The sequence below is a fragment of the Geodermatophilus nigrescens genome, assembly GCF_900129495.1.
Lineage (GTDB): Bacteria > Actinomycetota > Actinomycetes > Mycobacteriales > Geodermatophilaceae > Geodermatophilus > Geodermatophilus nigrescens.
In genome coordinates this window covers 24,792-42,923 of record NZ_FQVX01000004.1, presented here as the reverse complement: position 1 = coordinate 42,923, position 18,132 = coordinate 24,792, and the positions used below count along the sequence as shown (strand labels likewise).

The window sequence follows — 18,132 nt, the reverse complement described above, 5'->3', positions numbered from 1 at the left end:
CCGTCACGGACGGAACCCGGGCGCTGTCGCAGCCGGTCTCAGGGGCGCTGGGCTCGGGCCCGGCGGGTGAGCAGCCGGGCCAGCACCTCGCCGAGGTCGTGCCCGGCGGCCTCCACGGCCATCGGGAACATCGACGTCTCGGTCAGCCCCGGGGAGACGTTCACCTCGAGGAAGTGCACCTCGCCGTCGGGCGAGACGATCGCGTCGGTGCGGGACAGGTCGGCCAGGCCGAGCGCCTCGTGCACCCGGACGGCGAGCTGCGCCGCGCGGGCCGCGACGTCGTCCGCGAGCCGGGCCGGCGCGTGGTACTCCGTGAGGCCGGGCGTGTACCGCGCGGTGTAGTCGAAGACGCCGGACTCCGGGGCGATCTCCACCGCCGGCAGCGCCTCGGGGCCCTCCCCCAGGTCGACGACCGACAGCGCCACCTCGACGCCGTCGACGAACCGCTCGACGAGCACCGTGTCGCCGTAGGCGAAGCAGCTGACCATCGCCGCGGGCAGGTCCTCCACCCGCGAGACCTTCTGGGCGCCGAGCGCGGAGCCACCGGAGGCGGGCTTGACCATCAGCGGCAGCCCCAGGCGGGCGACGATCAGGTCGAGGACGGCGCCCGCGCCGAGCTCGCGGAACGTCGAGTGCGGCAGGGCCACCCAGTCCGGCGTCGTCACGCCGGCGGTGCGGACCACCGACTTGGCGGCGGGCTTGTCCCAGGCCAGGCGGCAGGCCGCGGCCGGGGAGCCGACGTAGGGGACGCCGGCCAGGTCGAGGACCGCGCGCAGGGCGCCGTCCTCGCCGGTGGCGCCGTGCAGGGCGATGAAGACGGCGTCGGCCGGTGCCGCGGCGAGGCCCGGCAGCAGCTCGGCGTCGGCGTCGCGCAGCTCGGCGTCGACGCCGACGCGCGCGAGCTCCTCGACCACCTGGGTGCCCGAGGACAGGCTGACCTCGCGCTCGAAGGTCAGGCCGCCGGCGAGGACGACGGCGCGCAGCGGCGTCTCCTCGGCCGGGCGCTCGGCCACGGGGGAGGGGGCGGGCTCGGTCACGTGCTCAGTCCTCGATCCGGTCGCTGTTGGCGGGTCCGACGATGGTCTCCGCGGTGTGCGTCGGCCGCCCGACCGCGCGGAAGGTGCCGGTGTCGACGGCGTCGAAGGTGGAGTGCAGGTCCAGCTCGGCCTCGATGACCCGGGCCAGGCGGCGCACGCCCTCGCGGATCTGGTCCGGCTCGGGGTAGCAGTAGGACAGCCGCATGTACTCGCGGCCCGAGCCGTCGGCGTAGAAGCCGATGCCCGGCACGTAGGCGACGTGCGCGTTCACCGCGCGCGGCTGCATGAGCTTGCTGTCCAGGCCGTTCGGGAGCTTCAGCCACACGTAGAAGCCGCCGTCGGGGCGGGTCCAGGTGGTGCCGGGCGGCATGAGCGCGTCGAGGGACTCCAGGGTGGCGTCGCGCCGCTCCCGGTAGAGCTCGGTGAACAGCTTGATCTGCTCGCGCCACGGCTGGGTGTCGAGGTACCGGGCGACGGCGTACTGGGTCAGCGACGGCGGGCAGAGCACCTGCGCCTCGGTGGCCAGCACGAGCTTCTCGCGGACGGCGAGCGGCGCGAGCACCCAGCCCACGCGCAGGCCCGGCGAGAAGGTCTTGGAGAACGAGCCGAGGTAGATGACCCGCTGGGCGTCGCGGGCCCGCAGCGCGCGCATCGGCTCCCGGTCGAAGCCGAGCAGGCCGTAGGGGTTGTCCTCGATGACCAGCAGGTCGTAGCGGTCGGCGATGTCGACGATCGCCTGGCGCCGCGGCTCGGACAGCGTGACGCCGCCCGGGTTGTGGTAGTTCGGCACCGTGTAGAGGAACTTGACCCGGTCGCCGTTGGCGCGGCACTCGATGAGCGCCTGCTCCAGCGCCTCCGGGATCAGCCCGTCGTCGTCCATGGGCACGTGCCGCACGCGGGCCTCGGCGGCCTGGAAGACGCCGAGCGCGCCGACGTAGGAGGGGCCCTCGGCGAGGATGACGTCGCCCGGGTCGCAGAAGACGCGGGTGACGAGGTCGAGGCCCTGCTGCGAGCCGACGGTCACCACGACCTCGCTGGGCGAGGCGTCGGTGATGCCCTCGAGCGCCATGACGTCGCAGATGCGCTCGCGCAGCCGGGGGTCGCCCTGACCGGAGCCGTACTGCAGCGTCTGCGCGCCCATGCCGCTGACCAGCTCGCCGATCATCGAGCCGACGGCGTCGAGCGGGAGCGCGGTGACCGCGGGCATCCCGCCGGCCAGCGAGACCACCTCGGGCCGGCTGACGACGGAGAACAGCGCGCGGATCTCCGAGGTCTTCATGCCGTGGGTGCGGGCTGCGTACCGGTCGGCGAGGGGGTCCAGCCGCGGGTGACGGGGGATGACGTGCCCGTGCTGCTGCGGCGGGGTGCGGTGCGGCTGGCCGTGCGACGGCGGGGTGGAGGCCACGGACCGAGTGTAGGGACGGGCACCGGTCCGCCTCCCCGACACGGCGGGTGAGACGGACCCGTCACACCTGGGGCTACACCCGTCACAGAGGTCACACCGGTGAGCCGCCCCGCGCGGGATGCCGGACCGACCGCGGGGCCGGAGGCTCCCGGCCGGGACGGCAGGGCAGGGCTCAGCCCACCAGGGGGACGGCTCCTGGCCGCGGTGTCGGCCGGTAGGCCGACGATGTGGCCGTCACACCTTCTGGGGCAACACGAACGTGCCGGTGGGCGGGTCGGCCTCCGCCGGGAGGAAGAGCCGCTGGACGGCGGCGAGCACCGCGGAGGCGACCGTGCCGCGCAGCCGCGCGTCGAGCAGCAGCAGCCGGTCCACCGGGTGGGACAGGTAGCCGCAGTCGAGGCGGACGGCGGGCATGCGGGTCCAGCGCAGCAGGTCCCACGTCTTGGGGTGCCCGCCGAGGTCCAGCATGCCGGTGCGGGCGACCATCTCGCGGCGGGCGAGGTCGGCGAACCGCTCCCCCACCGTCGACGACGTGCCGGAGCCGGTGCCGTAGTAGTAGCTGGCCACCCCGCGGGCGTGCTCGGAGCCGTGGGCGTCCATGTGCAGGGAGATGAACAGGTCGGCGCGGGCGTCGTTGGCGAACGCCGTCCGCTGCTCCGCCGTCGGGTTCTGGTCGCGGCCGCGGGTGAGGTAGACGGTGGCGCCGGCGGCGGCCAGGCGCCCCTCGATCCGGCTGGCGAGGTCGAGCACCAGGTCGGCCTCGGTGGTCTCCCCGGCGGTGAAGCCGGTGTCGGCGCCGCCGTGCCCCGGGTCGACGACGATCCGCCGGCCGATGAGGTGCGGCCCGCTGTCGACGAAGTTCGCGCTCTGCCGCAGCAGCTGGGGGCGGCCGCCGGTGACCTTGCGGCCGAGCTGGCGCAGCGCGCGTAGCGTCCCCGGGCCGCAGGTGCCGTCGGCGGTCAGGCCGTAGTCGCGCTGGAAGGCGCGCAGCCCGGTCTCGGTCTCGCGGCCGAAGATGCCGTCGGCGCGGCCGGCGTCGTAGCCGAGCTCGAGCAGCCGCTCCTGCAGGTTGGTGACGTCGTCGCCGCGCATCGGGCGCTCGGGGTCGTGGTGCAGCAGCCGGTCGCCCAGCGACCAGCGCGCCTCCGACAGCGCCCGGTAGGTCTCCTCACCCACGCGGCCGTCGACCGAGAGCCCGCGCACCTGCTGGAAGTGCCGGACGGCGAGCTCGGTGGCGGGGTCGTACTCCTCGCCGACGCTCTCGCCGGCGGCGGCGTCGACCGCCAGCAGCCCGAGGCTGCGCAGCGCCGCCCGGACGTCGGCCACCGCCGGTCCGGTACTGCCCGGACCCAGCGGCTCCATGCTGCTCTCGCTACCCATCGTGCCCTCGATTGTCCCGTGCGCGACACCATCCGGCCCGCCGGGGGTCGCCCCGCGCGCGCCGCGGACGCCGAGGGCCCCGCCCGTCCGGTGCGGACGAGCGGGGCCCTGGGGACCGTCTGGAACGGCCTCCCTGCAGGGGCCCGCCGCGAGCGTGCGAGCGGTGGGGGCAGGGAGGTCCTCCGTCAGACCGTGCGCCGGCTCAGATGTAGTCGGCGAGGTCCGAGAGGATGGCGCCCTTCGGCTTGGCGCCGATGATGCTCTTCACCGGCTTGCCGCCCTGGAAGACGGTCATCGTCGGGATCGACATCACCTGGTAGTCGCGGGCGATCTGGGGGTTCTCGTCGATGTTGAGCTTGGCGATGGTCAGCTTCTCGCCGTGCTCGCGGGCGATCTCCTCCAGCACCGGGGCGACCATCTTGCACGGCCCGCACCACTCCGCCCAGAAGTCGACGAGCACGGGCTTGTCGCTGCCCAGCACGTCGCTCGCGAAGCTCGCGTCGGTCACCGTCACGGTGTTGCCTGCCATGGTCGTTCTCCCTCTGGTCGGTCGAGGTCCGGTGGGCCTCCGGGGTGGATAACCCGCGGAGGGGGTGCGGTATGCCCGCCGTGGTGACGTGCTGGAACGGCCCTGCGAGGGGGTCCTCGTCAGCGCTCGTCGAAGGTCTCGGCCAGCCAGCGCTCGGCGTCGATGGCCGCCGCCGCGCCGGTGCCGGCCGAGGTGATCGCCTGCCGGTAGACGTGGTCGACGACGTCGCCGCACGCGAACACGCCGTCGATGTTGGTGCGGGTGCTGGGGTGCTCCACCTGCACGTAGCCCTCGTCGTCGAGCTTGAGCTGGCCCGCGAACAGCTCGCTGCGCGGGTCGTGGCCGATGGCGACGAACAGGCCCGACACCGGGAGCTCCTCGGTGCTGCCGCTGGCGACGTCGGTGAGCTGCACCGCGGAGACGGTCTGCTCGCCGAGGACGTCGGTGACCTGCTTGCCGAGGGCCCAGCGGATCTTCTCGTTGTCCTGGGCGCGCTTCTGCATGATCTTCGAGGCGCGCAGCTCCTCGCGGCGGTGCACGACGGTCACGCTCTTGGCGAAGCGGGTGAGGAAGGTGGCCTCCTCCATCGCCGAGTCGCCGCCGCCGACGACCACGATGTCCTGGTCGCGGAAGAAGAACCCGTCGCAGGTGGCACAGGCCGACACGCCGCGGCCGAGCAGCCGCTGCTCGTTGTCCAGGCCCAGGTACCGGTACTTGGAGCCGGTGGCGACGATGACCGCGTGCGCCCGGTGCACTTCGTCGCCGACCTTCACGACCTTGGGCGTCGCGTTCAGGTCGACCTCGGTGACGTCGCGGGCGACCAGCTCGGCGCCGAAGCGCTCGGCCTGGGTGCGCATGTCGTCCATCAGCTGCGGGCCCTGGATGCCCTCGGCGAAGCCGGGGAAGTTCTCGACCTCGGTGGTCGTCATGAGGGCGCCGCCGAACTGGGAGCCCTCGAAGACCAGCGGGTGCAGGTTGGCCCGCGCGGCGTAGATCGCCGCGGTGTACCCGGCAGGGCCCGACCCGATGATGATCAGGTCACGGACGCCATCGTGCTCCGCCGGCGGGATGACCGGGGAGGTGATCTCGGTCGTCGTGGCGGGGCCGGGGGTGGGCTGGGGATCGGTCACGTGCGGCACAACGCGGCATCGTAGGGCGGGATTCCCGCCGGAGGGCCGCCGGCGGCCGCGTGGCGGCGCCCGGCGATCAGGCCGTGGTCAGGCCGTGGTCAGCCGGCGGGGGTGACGGCGACCTCGGCGAGCGTGCCCGCGAAGCCGTCCTCGGCGGGCACCAGGCCGGTCACCCAGACCAGCACGTACTGCGTGGTCACCGGCTCCTCGAAGGCCAGCTCGGCGGTGCCGTCGACCGTGCCGGCGGCGGCGACCGCGAACGAGTCGAGCTCGCCGTCCGGGGCGTCGCCGGTGCGCACCTCGACGGCGATGCCGGGGGTGCTGGTCGTGAGGGTCACACCGCCGACGGCCTGGGCCGAGCCGAGGTCGTAGACGACGCCGACGCCGGGCTTGAGGTTGCCGAAGTCGGCCGAGCCCCGGTAGTTCAGGGTGGACCAGGTGGTGGCCGGGTCGCCGTCGAAGGAGGCGGGGACCTCGTCGTCGTTCTCGGGCTCGCCGTCGCCGAAGGGGTCGAACACCGCGCCGCCGGCGAGGGCGACCGGCCCGGCCGCGGCGGAGGTGGGGGCGGCGCTGTCCTCGGCCGGCGCGCTGCTGGTCGGGGCCGGGGGCGTGGTCCCGGGCGAGTCGACCTCGCCGGACACCGACAGCAGGTTGTTGCCCACCCACAGGGCCAGCAGCACGACGACGACCAGCGCGGCCAGCGGCAGGCCGATGACCAGCAGCCGGCGGGACGTGCTCGAGCGCGGCTCGTCGTCCTCGTCGTCGTGGTCGTCACCGGCCAGGACGTCGTCGTCCCAGACGTCGTCGCGGCGGTCGTCCTCGAGCCAGGCGTCCTCGGCCTCGGCGTGCTGGGGCTCGGCGTGCCGGGGCTCGGCGTGCGCGGGGGCGGGCGGCACAGGGGGCAGCGTGCCGGGGACGAGCCGGTGCGGCGCGCCGCCGACCGGGGCGACCGCCTGGGTGGCGTCGGGCCGGGCGCCGGACTGCTCGGCCTCCCGGTGCTCGCGCAGCCGGCGCAGCCAGCCGCTGTCGCTCTCGTCGCGGTCGCGGACGGGGACCGAGGAGTGCGAGCGGGGACGCTCGGCGAGCAGCGCGGCCATCGCGGCGGCACTGGCCAGCCGCGCGCCCGGCTCGGTGGAGCGGGCGCGGCGGACCAGGGCGGCGAGGTCGGGCGCGGCGATGACCGGGCCGGGGCCGGGCCCCTCGGAGGTGCGGCCGGTGAGGCAGTACTCGAGCAGGGCGCCGAGCGCGGCGATGTCCTCCTGCACGCTGCCGGCGGCGGCCGGCACGGCGCGCAGGCCGACCAGCCCGTTGGGGCGCAGCACGACGGTCTCGGGGCCCAGGCCGCCCACGGCCAGGCCGACCCGGTGCGCCTCGGCGACGCCCTCGGCCAGTCGGCGCAGCACGGTGCGAGCCTGGCGCTCGTCCATCGGCCCGGACTCGAGCCGCTCGGCGAGGGTCTGGCCGTCGATCCACTCGTTGACGACGTAGGCGACGCCGGCCTCCCCGCCGGTGCCCTCCGAGGCGTCGTAGACCATCGCCAGGGCGGGGGTGGCCAGGCCGCCGGCGGTGAGCGCCCGCGCGATCCACGCCCGGGCGGGCGGGCCGCCGGGGACGTGCACGCGGATGGCGACGTCGCGGTTGAGGATCCGGTCCTTGGCCCGCCAGCTGTGGATGACCCCGCTGTCGGTGCGCTCCTCGGGACCGATCTCGTCGAGCGGGCGGTAGCGGTCGGGGAGCCCGGTGATCGTCGACGTCACGGACGCTGCCGACCCCCTGTCTGCTCCCCGCCGGAGGCACGCCGCCCCGGCACCGGTGTCCCGTACCCCGCCACCCCCGCGCTCACCCACGGCCCAGCCGCGCGCGGACGGCGGCGAGGGGCTCCCGGAGCTCCGGGACACGGGCGAGCGCGAAGCCGGCGAGGGCCGTGACTCCGACGACAACCGTACCGATCACCAGGGTGCCGAGCGAGCCCCCCACCGAGGTCCCGAACGCGTCGTCGGTCACCCCGACGACGAGCCGGCCGAGCAGCCCCGCGACCACGGCCGCGAGCACCATCCGCAGCACCGGGCCGAGGGTCCCGCCGGTGCCCGCGCCGCCCAGGTGGCGGCGCAGCGCGACGTGCCCGAGCGCCCAGCCGGCGAGGTAGGTGGCGCTGGTGGCGAGCATCAGCCCGGCCACGACGTGCTCGGGCCCGACGACGGCCGGCACGAGCAGCAGCAGCGGCACCCGGACGGCGACCATGCCCACCTGGATCAGCGTGGGCGTGCGGGCGTCCTTCATGGCGTAGAAGACGCGCAGCTGCAGCAGCGTCACGGCCATCGGCAGCAGCCCGAACGCCCCGATCGCGAGGGCCAGCCCGATGGCGCGGGCGTCCTCGAGGCCGGTGTTGCCGCGGCCGAAGGCGACCACCGCGAGCGGCGGGCCGAGCACGGTGAGCGCCGCGCTGACCGGCAGCAGGCCGAGCGCCGACAGGCGGGTGCCCAGCGCGAGGTCGCGGACGACGCCGGGCACGTCGGAGCGGGCGGCGGCGCGGCTCATCCGCGGCACCAGCGCCGTCAGGAGGGCGACGCCGATGATCCCGTAGGGCATCTGGAACAGCAGGCTCGCGTTCTGGAAGGCGAAGTTGCCCAGCCCGCCGTCGCGGCCGGCGGCGTTGGCCACCCGGGTGGCCACGATGACGCCGATCTGGCTGACCGCCACGTAGACGACGACCCACACGCCGAGACTCCCGGCCTCGCGCAGGCCCGTCTGGCGCAGCCCCCAGCGCGGCCGCAGCGGGACCCCGGCGCGCCCCAGCAGCGGCACGAGGACCAGCGCCTGGACGGCGATGCCGAGCAGCGTGCCGCCGCCGAGCAGCCACACCTGCCCGGCGGTGATCGTCGCGGGCTCCAGGTCGCCGGGGCCGGCGGACAGCACGAACAGCACGCCGGTGGCGATGACGACGACGTTGTTGAGCACCGGCGCCCAGGCGGGCGGGCCGTAGACGCCGCGGGAGTTGAGGATCGCCTGCGCGAGCGCGCCGACGCCGTAGAAGACGATCTCCACCAGCAGGATCCGCGCCAGCCAGTTGGCCAGCCGGACCTGCTCCGGGTCCTCCTGGATGCCGTACAGGGCGGTGAGCAGCGGCGCGACGGCGACCGCGACCGCGGTCACCACGACCAGCCCGGCGATCGCGAGGGTCGACAGCCGCTGCGCGTAGGCGACGCCGCCGTCGCGGTCGCGTTCCTGCGCGTGCACCAGCAGCGGCACGATCACCGAGGTGAGGACGCCGCCGAGCAGCAGCTCGTAGACGATGTTGGGCAGCGTGTTGGCCGTCGTGTAGGCGTCGCCGACCAGCCCGACGCCGAGGACGGCGGTGAGCACCATCGTCCGCAGCAGGCCGGTGATGCGGGAGACGAGCGTGGCCACCGCCATCGTCCCGGCCGCGCGGAGGATGCCGCGGCTGCCGCCGGGGGCGCCCTCGCGCTGCTGGGCCTCCTCCTCGGTCTCGCCGGGCGCCGACGGCACCGGCGGGAGCTGCAGGATCGGGATGACCTGCGTCTCGTCGGCCGGGATGAAGCGGCGGCGCACCGGCGGGGGCACCGGGGGCAGCGGCCGGTCGGGCCGCCGCGCGGGGCCGGCGTCGGGGGGCGTCGCGGGTGGCGTCGCGGGGGGTGTCGCCGCGGGCGGCCGCGACGTCGACGGCGGCGGGACCGGCGGCCGGGGGGACGCCTCCGGCCGGGGGGACGCCTCCGGCCGGGACGACGCCTCCGGCCGGGACGACGCCTCGGGCCGCGGGCGGGCCGGCGGCGGGACGGGCGGGACCGGCCGCGGCGGCGCGGGCAGCCGCGACTCCGGCGGCGGGGCGACGGGATAGGGCGGCGGGGGCAGCGGGCGCCCGCGCCCGCGGGAGCCCACTGACGGCGGCACCGGCGGCAGCGGCCGCTGGGCCGGGGCGTCCTCGTCGCTGCGGGGGCGGCCGGTCACACGGGGCTCCGGCTCGGCGGGAAGGCCGCGCCGTCGGGCAGGCCGGCGTCGTCGTCGGGACGGCCGCGGCGGCGCAGGAACAGCACGCCGCGGCGCAGGAAGAGCAGCCCGAGCAGCACCGCCGCGCCGATCGTGATCGACAGCGAGATGGTCCCGTAGGCGGTGCTGCGCACCTGGATGGCGACGTCCTCGCCGAGCGGGCCGCCGTCGGGCGTGGTGAGGCCGGCGGTGACGGCGAAGCGGCCGGACTGGCGGACCTCGGTGGGCACCTCCAGCGTCGTCCGCTCGCCGGGGGCGATCTCCTGGGGCCCGAGGTCGCCGATGGTCAGGCCGACGTTGTCGCGGGTGCGGGCCTCGACCTCGACGCGGACGGCGAAGGGCAGGTCGTTCTGCACGGTGAGCACGAGCGGCGCGTCGCTGGAGGCGAGGCTGTAGGTGCCGTCGGCCGGGGCCAGCAGCGTGACGCGGCCGCGCAGGTCGCCCAGGGCGTCGCGCAGGTCGGCGGCGGCGGTGCGGAAGGCGGCCGGCTCGTCGCGCCAGGACGCCGAGGCGGTCCGGGACAGCGCCCGGTCGTAGGGGGCCAGCGCCTCGTCGGGGTCGCCGACGACGGCGCCGGCGAGGTCGTCGCGCACGCCCTCGGCGCCGGCGAGGTCGGCCAGGCCCTCGGGGTCGAGCGCCGCGGCCTCGGCGGGCTGCACCGGCTCGCCGGCCTCGGCGACGGGACCGGCGGCCAGGTCGGCGAGCGAGGCCGGCCGCAGCCCCGGCAGCGCGGTGTCGGCGATCATCGCGGCGACCGCCTCGGGCTCGGGGTCGACGTCGCGCGGCGGGGCCACCAGCACGGACTGCCCTGCGGGGTCGGCGACCGGCTGCTGGGAGAGCAGCACCAGCTCGGCGAGGTAGCGCTGCTCGGCCACCCGCGGGCCGCCGGCGGTGCTGCCGGCCGCGCCGACGACGGCGGACAGGCCGCTGTCGGCCGCGAGCGCCTCCACGGGGCCGTCCGCGCCGGGCACGGTGGTGCGGGCGGCCGCGCCGTCGCCGGTGGTCCCGAGCACCGCCTCCCCGCCGGACAGCGCGCTGGAGGCGACGACGACCCGCTCGACGCCGCCGTCGCGCAGCGTGCCGAGGGTGTCGGCGCGCAGCGAGCCCCCGGCGGCCCAGGCGAGGTCGGTGCGCGGGGTCACGCCCAGCACCTCGGCGAGCAGCGCCGCGCCGGCCGGGCCGGGGGCGGTCTCGTCGTCGGCCGTCGAGTCCCCGGTGGTGTCGGGTCCCGCGGGCAGGCTGCGCGCGACCGCGCCGGGCAGCCCCGCGGCCACCAGCGCGTCGGCGTCGACGTCGCCGTAGGACAGGGCGAGCACGGGATGGTCGGCGGCCACGGCGCGCAGCCGCTCCAGCCACGCGGCGGCGGCCTCGGTGCCGGTGCCCGCGCCCTCCTCGCCGGCGACGTCGTACGGGCCCTCGGCCATGAGCGAGAGCTCCTCGACCAGCGCCGGGTCGACGGCGACGGTCACGGGGGCGACCGGGGCGGCGTCCGGTGCGCCCGGGGCGAGCACCGTGGGCAGCCGCTCGAGGACGGCGAGCGCCCGGTCGAGCCGGCCGTTCTCGGACACCAGCGCGGTGAGGCCGTCGTCGACGAACCCGCCGGAGGCGTCCCGGTGCGTGCGCTCGACCAGCGGCCACAGCCAGGCCACCGACGTCGCGGCCGCGGGGGCGACGGTCTGCTGCACCACGGAGGTGGCGATCTCGCCGACCCGCGACGGCTCGCCCTCGGGGTCGGTGCCGTTGACGTTGAGCAGCACCGGGTAGACGCCGTCGCGGTCGAGCTGCAGGTCGGCGGTGGTGGCCGTGTAGGTGAACGACAGGGTGCCGCCGGGCTCGAGGACGCCGTCGAGGGGCTGGAACGGGGCCGTGACGGCGGTGGCCGGGTCGGGGTCGGCGTCGTTGGCCAGCAGATCGGCCCGGCTGGTGACCACCGCGCCGCGCTGCAGCCGCACGCCGAGGTCGCCGAGCGCCTCGGTGCCGGTGTTGGTCAGCGTGCCGGCCAGCGTGACCGTGCCGCCGGGCGCGACCGTGCGCGGGTCGAAGCGGGTGAGCGAGACGGTCACCGGGCGCTCGGGGTCGGGCGCCGGGGCCGCGGGCGGGGCCGGGGCGGCGGCGGCCTGCGGCAGGGCCGCCGGGGGGAGGGCGAGCAGCGGGAGGGCGAGCAGCGCCGCGGTCAGGCCGGCACCGAGACCCGTGCGGGGGCAGCGCGTCGCGGTCCCCCGGCGCCGGCCGGTCCCGGCCGCGGGCGTCTCGTGCCTGGGACGGACCTCGCGCGAGGGGTCACGCACTGTCGGCGAGCAGTGCCGGCGCGCGTTCGACCAGCGCCCGCTCGTCGGCGTAGGCCAGCCGGCCGCTCAGCTCGTCGAGGGGCACCCAGGCGACCTCGGTCACCTCGACGTCGGCGTCGGACAGGGCGCCACCGATGGCGCGCAGCAGGAAGTGGTGGACCGTCTTGTGCACGCGCCGGCCCTCGGCCACGAACCAGAAGTCGATGATCCCGAGCGGGGCGAGGACCTCGCCGATGATCCCGGTCTCCTCGGCGACCTCCCGGACGGCGGTGTCCTCCGGGGTCTCGCCCTCCTCGATGTGGCCCTTGGGCAGCGACCACAGCAGGCGGCCGCGGCGGTCGGTGCGGCCGATCAGCGCGGCGCGGGGGCCGGAGACGCCGTCGTCGGCGACCACGAGGCCCCCCGCGGAGGTCTCGTCGACCCGGCGCAGACGCCGCCCGGGGCGCCCTCGTCCGCCGGTCCCTGCCATGCCAGGAGGGTAGCGCGAGACGTCGCCTACCCTGGCTCGTCGTGTCCGGAGAGCCCCAGAGTCGTCCGGCCGCCGAGCCCGTTCCGCCGGCGGTCCAGGAGACCGTGCGCGCGCTGGTCGACGTGTCCCCCGTGCTGGTCGAGCTCGGCGAGCGGTTCGCCGCGGCGGGCTTCGAGGCGCACCTCGTCGGCGGGTCGGTGCGCGACGCGCTGCTGGCCGCCGGCACCGGCGCGAGCCTCCCCGACGGCGACCTCGACGTCACCACCGACGCCCGTCCCGAGCAGGTGCTCGGCCTGCTGCGCGGCTGGGCGGGTTCCACGTGGAACCAGGGCATCGCCTTCGGCACGGTGGGCGCCGAGGTCCGCGGCACGCGGCTGGAGATCACCACCTTCCGCGCCGACCGCTACGACCGCGAGTCGCGCAACCCGGAGGTCGCCTGGGGGACGTCGCTGACCGACGACCTCGCCCGCCGCGACTTCACCGTCAACGCGATGGCGGTGTCACTGGGCCCCGACCGCACGGTGACCGACCCCTTCGGCGGCCTCGGCGACCTGCTCGCGCGGCGGCTGCGCACGCCCGGCCGCGCGTCGGACTCCTTCGCCGACGACCCGCTGCGCATGCTGCGCGCGGTGCGCTTCGTCGCCCAACTCGGGCTCACCCCGGTCGACGAGGTGGTCGGGGCGCTCACCGACATGTCGGGCCAGCTGTCCCGCATCACGCCCGAGCGCGTGCAGGCCGAGCTGTCCAAGACGCTGCTGCAGGACGCCCCCCGCGCGGCGCTGGAGCTGTTCGTCTCCTCCGGCCTGGCTGATGTCGTGCTGCCGGAGCTCCCGGCGCTGCGGATGGAGATCGACGAGCACCACCAGCACAAGGACGTCTACTCCCACTCGCTGACCGTGCTCGACCGGGCGATCGCGCTGGAGCGGGCGGACCCGGACGCGGCGTCGCCGGACCTGGTGCTGCGCCTGGCGGCCCTGCTGCACGACATCGGCAAGCCGGCCACCCGCCGGCACGAGCCGCGCGGGCGGGTCTCCTTCCACCACCACGAGGTGGTCGGCGCCAAGCTGGTCCGCAAGCGGCTGACGGCGCTGCGCTACCCCAAGGAGGTCGTGGAGCAGGTCGCGCGGCTGACGTTCCTGCACCTGCGGTTCCACGGCTACGGCCGCGGGGAGTGGACCGACTCGGCGGTGCGCCGCTACGTCACCGACGCCGGCGACCTGCTGCCCCGGCTGCACAAGCTGGTGCGCTCGGACTGCACGACGCGCAACCGGCGCCGGGCCGCGGCGCTGTCGGCCACCTACGACTCGCTGGAGCACCGGATCGCCGAGCTGTCCGCGGCCGAGGACCTCGCGCGGGTGCGGCCCGACCTCGACGGCAACGCGATCATGGAGATCCTGGGCATCGGCCCCGGCCGCGAGGTCGGCGAGGCGTGGCGGTTCCTCAAGGACCTGCGCCTCGAGCGCGGCCCGCTCGACCCCGACGAGGCCGAGGCGGAGCTGCGCGCCTGGTGGGCCGCCCGGGCCTGAGCGCCTCCCCGCCCGGGCCCGGGCGCCCCTTCGCCCTGTCCTGAGCGCCTCCCCCGCCCGGGTGACGGCCCCCGTCCGGCCCCTCCCGCGGCCCGCCCCGCGCCGGTAGGACGGAGCGCCGGACCGCGGGACGGGAGCAGGCGTGCACGCAGGGGTACCGGACGGTCGCGCGCGCCGGCCGCCGTGGCCCTCCGAGGGCGGCGCGGCCGCGCTGTGGCCGCCGGCGCCGGGTCTGCGCCGGCCCGTCCTCCCCCGCTCCCGGGTGCGCGAGGCCACCGCCGCGGTCCTCGCCCTGGGGCTGCTGCTCTGGCTGGCCGGCCGGGGGGCGGGCGACGCCCGGGGAGCGGACCGGTACGACTTCCGCCTGCCCGAGGGCGCGGTCGCGGCGGCCCCGGCCGGCACGCGGCCGTCGCCCGGCACCGGCGCGTCGGCCGGCCCGCTCGGCACCCCGCCCCCGGCCCCCGCCGCGGGCACCTGGGAGTACCTGGGCCTCCAGGACGACGGCGCGAGCCCGGTCGCCTACGACCCGTGCCGCGCCGTCCACTGGGTCCTCCGGCCCGACGACGCCCCCGCGGGCGCCGAGGAGCTCGTCGCCGGCGCCGTCGCGGAGGTCGCCGCGGCCACCGGCCTGACGTTCGTCCACGACGGCAGCACCGACGAGCGGGTCACCCGCGACCGGCCCGCCTTCCAGCCGGCGCGCTACGGCGACCGCTGGGCGCCGGTGCTGGTCTCCTTCGAGCCGCCGGCCGCGAACCCCGACGTCGGCGGGGGCATCGCCGCGCGCGGCGGCAGCGACGCGGTGCGCGCGGGCGGCCCCGCCGTCTACGTCACCGGCAGCGTGCTCGTCGACGCCGACTGGGCCGCCGACCGGGCCGCCACCCCGGAGGGGCGCGGCGCGGTGTCGGCGGTGCTGGTGCACGAGCTCGCGCACGTGGTGGGCCTCGGGCACGTCGAGGACGCCGGTGAGCTCATGTACGCGCACAACGACGGCCAGCGCGCGCTCGGACCCGGCGACCGCGCCGGCCTGGCGCGCCTCGGCCGCGGGGCCTGCGAGCCCGACCTCTGACCTCGCTCCCCCCTCGGGGTGGCCGGGCGTTCGCGGCCGGTACACCGGAGGCGCCCGGACCGGGAGGATCCGCGGGGGACCGACGGGGAGGGCGCGCGTGCACGGGGGACACCAGGACGGCCGGGGCGGGCGGCCGCCGTGGCCCTCGGAACTGCCCGGCTCCGGCGGCCCGCTCCCGCCCGCGTGGGCGCCGCCGCCGGCACCTCCCGCGTGGGGCCCGCCGCCGCCCGCCGTGCCACCCGCGGGACCTCCCGCGTGGGGCCCGCCGCCGGTGCCCACCTCCCCCACCGGGCGGGTGCCGCAGTGGGTGCTCGACCAGGCGACCGGCCGGCCCGTCGCGCCGCCGGGCTGGCGCACCTGGGCGCCGCCCGCGCCGCGCCGCCGCTCCTCCCCCGCCCGCGCCCTGCTGACGGTCGCCGCCGTCGTCGCGCTGAGCCTGGGCGCCGCGCACCTCGCCGGCGGGCTGCCCGCGCCGGCTGCCGGCACCCCGGACCTCTCCCCCGGCGGCGGCCTGCTCGGGGTGGACGGCGACCGCCCGCCCCCGGGCCTCGAGTCGGAGGCCGCGCCCCTCGGCCGGCCCGGTGCCGCCCCGGACGTCGGCGGGTACGCCTTCGTCCAGCGCCAGGCCGACGGCGTCGCCCCCGTCGCCTACGACCCCTGCCGCCCGGTGCACTACGTCGTCGCGCTGGACGGCGCCCCGGCCGACGCGGAGGCGCTCGTCGCCGACGCCGTCGCGCGGGTGTCGGCGGCGACCGGCCTGCGGTTCGTGGCCGACGGGACCACCGACGAGGCGTGGTCGGAGCAGCGCCCGGCCTACCAGCCCGAGCGCTACGGCGACCGCTGGGCGCCGGTGCTGGTCAGCTGGTCGACGCCGGAGGAGGTGCCCGAGCTCGCCGACACCGTCGCCGGGCTCGGCGGCAGCGTCGCCTACTCGGCGGGGGGCCCGTGGGTGTACGTCTCCGGCGCCGTCACCCTCGACGCCGGCTGGTCGGCCGGTGCGGCGCTGTCCCCCGGCGGGCGCGAGGACGTCCGCGCCGTGCTCATGCACGAGCTCGGCCACGTGGTGGGCCTGGACCACGTCGACGACCCCAGCGCGCTGATGCACGCGACCAACACCGGCCAGACGGGCTTCGGCCCCGGCGACCTCGCCGGGCTGGCGCGCCTGGGCGAGGGGGAGTGCGAGCCCGGCCTCTGAGCCGCCGCCGCCGAGCCACCGCCGCCGAGCCGCCGACCGGGACGCCGCTACCGGGCCGCCGCCGGGCCGGCTCCCCGGTCCGGTTCCCGGTGGGTCCGGGTGACCCGGGCGTAGCCGGCCGCGGTCAGCAGGTAGACGCCGGCGACGACCACCAGCGCCGGCACCGACCGCCCCGACGCGGGTAGCAGGAACGCCCCGGCCACGAGCGCCGCGACGAAGGTGACGTTGACCAGCGTGTCGTAGACGGAGAACACGCGGCCGCGGAAGTCGTCGTCGACGCAGCGCTGCAGGGTGGCGTCGACGCAGATCTTCACGCCCTGCGCGACGAAGCCGAGCACCAGCCCGGAGGCGACCATGCCGGGCGGCGCGAACGTCAGCACGAGCGCGAGCTGCAGCACCCCGCCGGCCACGAGCAGCAGGAGGACCCAGCCGCGGGCGCCCAGCCGCCGCACCGCCGCGGGCGTCACGGCGGCCGCCAGCAGCGTGCCGGCCGACCCGGCGGCGAGCACCTGGCCCAGGCCCACGAGCCCGCCGGCGAACAGCGTCCCCGCGCCCTCGGTCAGCGTGTTCCGGTAGAGCAGCAGCGTGAGCAGCGTCAGCAGGCCGTAGCAGAGCCGGTGCGCGCCGATGGCGGCCAGCGCCGCGGCGGCCGGCGGGTGCGCGGCCACGTGCCGGGCGCCGGCGACCATGCCGCGCAGCACCTCCCGCGCCGCGACCGGCGCCGGGCCGGCGCCGGAGTCCGGCCCCAGGTACGCCGTCGCGAACCCGGCGGCGACGGCGGCCGAGGCCAGCCACGGCAGCGCCGCCGACAGCGCCACGGCCGCGTAGGCGGCGTCGCCGGGCGGGGCGAGCTGCAGCAGGCCGAGCGCCACGAGCCCCCCGGCCACCGTGGCCACCGCGCCGGACGTCGTCGCCAGCGCGTTCGCCGGCACCAGCGACTCCGGGTCGGTGGTGTGCGGCAGCCCCGCCGACAGCGCCGACAGCAGGAAGCGGGTGACGGCGAAGACGGCCAGCCCCGCCGCGTAGAAGGGGACCCCGGCGTCGCCGGCCAGCACCAGCGCGGCCACGACGGCGACCAGCCCGGCGCGCAGCAGGTTCGCCCGCACCAGCACCTGCCGGCGGCTCCACCGGTCCAGCCACACGCCGGCGAACGGCCCGACCACCGAGTAGGGCAGCAGCAGGACGGCGAAGGCGGCGGCGACGTCGACCGGGTCGGCCGCCCGCTGCGGGTTGAACAGCACCGTGCCGGCCAGCGCGGCCTGCAGGACGCCGTCGCCGGACTGGGCGAGCAGGCGCGTGGCCAGCAGCCGGCGGAAGTCGCCGCGGGCGAGCAGGTGCCGCACGGAGGTGTCGGCGCGCGGCACCTGCTCACCGTACGGTGCGGCCTCGCCCTCCCCCGGAGGCCGGACTGTTGCACACTGGGATCGATGTCCTCGGTGCCCTCGTCACCCGATCCCGAGTCCGGCCGCCCCGCTCCGGCCGTCCCGGGCCGACGCCGCGCGGCGGTGCCCCAGCTGTCCACGGGCACCCTCGACGACGTCGGCCCCGGGTCGCTGCTGGTGGCGATGCCGGCGCTGAGCGACCCGAACTTCGCGGGCACCGTCGTCTACGTGCTCGACCACAACGACAGCGGCACCCTCGGCGTCGTCCTGGGCCGCCCGAGCCAGGTCGAGATCCGCGACGTGCTGCCCGGCTGGTGCGACCTCGCCGTCGAGCCCGGGGTGTTCCACGTGGGCGGCCCGTGCGAGACCGACACGGCGCTGTGCCTGGCCGCGTGCCCCGGCGAGGGCGCCGAGCCGGCCGGCCTGCGGCGGGTGGCCGGCGACGTCTACCTCGTCGACCTCGACGCCGACCCCGACGCCCTCGACGGCGGCCTGACCGGGCTGCGGGTGTTCGCCGGGTACGCCGGGTGGTCGCCCGGGCAGCTGGCCGGCGAGCTCGCCGAGGGCGCCTGGGCATGCGTGCCCGGCACCCCCGACGACGTGCTCAGCGACCTGTCCGGCCCGGAGCTGTGGCGCGCGGTGCTCGGCCGCCAGCGGGGCCGCCTGGCGGTGCTGTCGACCGCGCCGGCCGACCCCTCGGCCAACTAGGCACCCGGCCCG

The 18,132-nt window shown here is 77.2% G+C and carries 14 protein-coding genes; 4 read left to right on the top strand and 10 right to left on the bottom strand.

Features of this window, described 5'->3' with window-relative positions:
• Positions 1-38 precede the first annotated feature (38 nt).
• The 9 genes from BUE37_RS19245 to BUE37_RS19205 all read right to left on the bottom strand — a co-directional run bounded on the left by BUE37_RS19245 (position 39) and on the right by BUE37_RS19205 (position 12,243).
• The gene (locus BUE37_RS19245; protein WP_073422068.1) at positions 39-1,037 is read right to left on the bottom strand and encodes a D-alanine--D-alanine ligase family protein; all 999 of its coding nucleotides are present in this window, start codon (positions 1,035-1,037) and stop codon (positions 39-41) included.
• Positions 1,038-1,041: 4 nt separating this feature from the next.
• The gene (locus BUE37_RS19240; RefSeq protein ID WP_073422067.1) at positions 1,042-2,442 is read right to left on the bottom strand and encodes an aminotransferase-like domain-containing protein; all 1,401 of its coding nucleotides are present in this window, start codon (positions 2,440-2,442) and stop codon (positions 1,042-1,044) included.
• A gap of 234 nt (positions 2,443-2,676) precedes the next feature.
• Positions 2,677-3,768: an N-acetylmuramoyl-L-alanine amidase gene (locus BUE37_RS19235; RefSeq protein ID WP_245794767.1), complete on the bottom strand. Its 1,092-nt coding sequence runs from the start codon at positions 3,766-3,768 to the stop codon at positions 2,677-2,679.
• A gap of 256 nt (positions 3,769-4,024) precedes the next feature.
• Complete coding sequence (trxA, locus tag BUE37_RS19230; RefSeq protein ID WP_073422065.1) at positions 4,025-4,351, bottom strand: thioredoxin; 327 nt, start codon at positions 4,349-4,351, stop codon at positions 4,025-4,027.
• Positions 4,352-4,470: 119 nt separating this feature from the next.
• Positions 4,471-5,481, bottom strand: coding sequence for a thioredoxin-disulfide reductase (gene trxB / locus BUE37_RS19225; protein ID WP_073422234.1), 1,011 nt, complete (start codon positions 5,479-5,481; stop codon positions 4,471-4,473).
• 98 nt (positions 5,482-5,579) lie between these two features.
• Positions 5,580-7,238: a hypothetical protein gene (locus BUE37_RS19220; protein WP_073422064.1), complete on the bottom strand. Its 1,659-nt coding sequence runs from the start codon at positions 7,236-7,238 to the stop codon at positions 5,580-5,582.
• Positions 7,239-7,320: 82 nt separating this feature from the next.
• Positions 7,321-9,447, bottom strand: a complete 2,127-nt coding sequence (murJ, locus tag BUE37_RS19215; RefSeq protein WP_245794766.1) for a murein biosynthesis integral membrane protein MurJ — start codon at positions 9,445-9,447, stop codon at positions 7,321-7,323.
• Positions 9,444-11,774, bottom strand: a complete 2,331-nt coding sequence (locus tag BUE37_RS19210) for a DUF6049 family protein (RefSeq protein ID WP_073422063.1) — start codon at positions 11,772-11,774, stop codon at positions 9,444-9,446. The genes murJ and BUE37_RS19210 overlap by 4 nt, the downstream gene beginning before the upstream one ends.
• Positions 11,767-12,243 carry an NUDIX hydrolase gene (locus tag BUE37_RS19205; protein WP_073422062.1) on the bottom strand — a complete coding sequence of 159 codons (477 nt, stop codon included), beginning with the start codon at positions 12,241-12,243 and terminating at the stop codon, positions 11,767-11,769. Before BUE37_RS19205 ends, BUE37_RS19210 begins: the two co-directional genes overlap by 8 nt.
• 41 nt (positions 12,244-12,284) lie before the next feature.
• Here BUE37_RS19205 and BUE37_RS19200 point away from each other — a divergent pair, with 41 nt between their 5' ends.
• The 3 genes from BUE37_RS19200 to BUE37_RS19190 all read left to right on the top strand — a co-directional run bounded on the left by BUE37_RS19200 (position 12,285) and on the right by BUE37_RS19190 (position 16,030).
• Positions 12,285-13,769 carry a CCA tRNA nucleotidyltransferase gene (locus BUE37_RS19200; protein WP_073422061.1) on the top strand — a complete coding sequence of 495 codons (1,485 nt, stop codon included), beginning with the start codon at positions 12,285-12,287 and terminating at the stop codon, positions 13,767-13,769.
• Positions 13,770-13,911: 142 nt separating this feature from the next.
• Positions 13,912-14,835, top strand: coding sequence for a matrixin family metalloprotease (locus BUE37_RS24875; RefSeq protein WP_073422060.1), 924 nt, complete (start codon positions 13,912-13,914; stop codon positions 14,833-14,835).
• A 271-nt stretch (positions 14,836-15,106) separates the two neighbouring features.
• Positions 15,107-16,030: a matrixin family metalloprotease gene (locus tag BUE37_RS19190; RefSeq protein ID WP_245794764.1), complete on the top strand. Its 924-nt coding sequence runs from the start codon at positions 15,107-15,109 to the stop codon at positions 16,028-16,030.
• 47 nt (positions 16,031-16,077) lie between these two features.
• On the opposite strand, the gene BUE37_RS19185 is transcribed toward BUE37_RS19190, so the two are convergent.
• Positions 16,078-17,394 (bottom strand): MFS transporter, encoded by a 1,317-nt coding sequence (locus BUE37_RS19185; protein ID WP_073422059.1) that lies wholly within the window; start codon positions 17,392-17,394, stop codon positions 16,078-16,080.
• Positions 17,395-17,457: 63 nt separating this feature from the next.
• Here BUE37_RS19185 and BUE37_RS19180 point away from each other — a divergent pair, with 63 nt between their 5' ends.
• The gene (locus BUE37_RS19180; RefSeq protein WP_083628931.1) at positions 17,458-18,120 is read left to right on the top strand and encodes a YqgE/AlgH family protein; all 663 of its coding nucleotides are present in this window, start codon (positions 17,458-17,460) and stop codon (positions 18,118-18,120) included.
• Positions 18,121-18,132: the final 12 nt, after the last annotated feature.